Origin of the sequence: Pantoea pleuroti (genome assembly GCF_014156615.1) — a bacterium.
Classification (GTDB): Bacteria; Pseudomonadota; Gammaproteobacteria; order Enterobacterales; family Enterobacteriaceae; genus Pantoea; species Pantoea agglomerans.
Genome location: NZ_SBFD01000037.1, coordinates 1 through 500, shown reverse-complemented (window position 1 = coordinate 500; position 500 = coordinate 1). Strand labels below are relative to the sequence as shown.

Genomic DNA, 500 nt, shown 5'->3' with positions numbered 1-500 from the left:
GGAAGTTTACGGCGAGGGTCTTCCTCTTTAATTGCTTTACCAATCAGGCGAATGGCCTGGCCATCGAGGCGTTTATCTTGTTCATCTTCCAGGCCAAAGGTGGCGGCTTCTGCAACGGTTTCCAGCTCATCCAGCACCACCAACATATACTGTACGCCAAAGCTCTTTAATACTTTATAGGCGGCTTGCACCAAACTGACTACCAGCGTTTGGTCAGTATAGAGGTCTTCTTCGCTGTGGTTGGCGTTCAGCTGTAAGGCATCTGCTAACAGTTCAGATTTAAAGCCAAATGGCATTAAGCGTTCATAGGCTTGTTTGGCAATTTCACTTTGAATCGATCCATCAAAGGTTTGGGTGGCCAGTGGTAATAGCGCCTGATATAAACCAAAAGCAAACCAGTTATCCGAGTTTTGATAATCTGATGCCACTTGCGAGTAGCGAATATAGAGCGCCAGGTATTTATCTTGCGTATCGCGATTAAATAGCTGCTTATTATGCAG

1 pseudogene is annotated in these 500 nt (G+C 45.6%); it reads right to left on the bottom strand.

Annotation, left to right across the window (positions count from 1 at the left end):
- Positions 1–500, bottom strand: a pseudogene (locus EPG66_RS22840) (hypothetical protein); the annotation flags it as partial.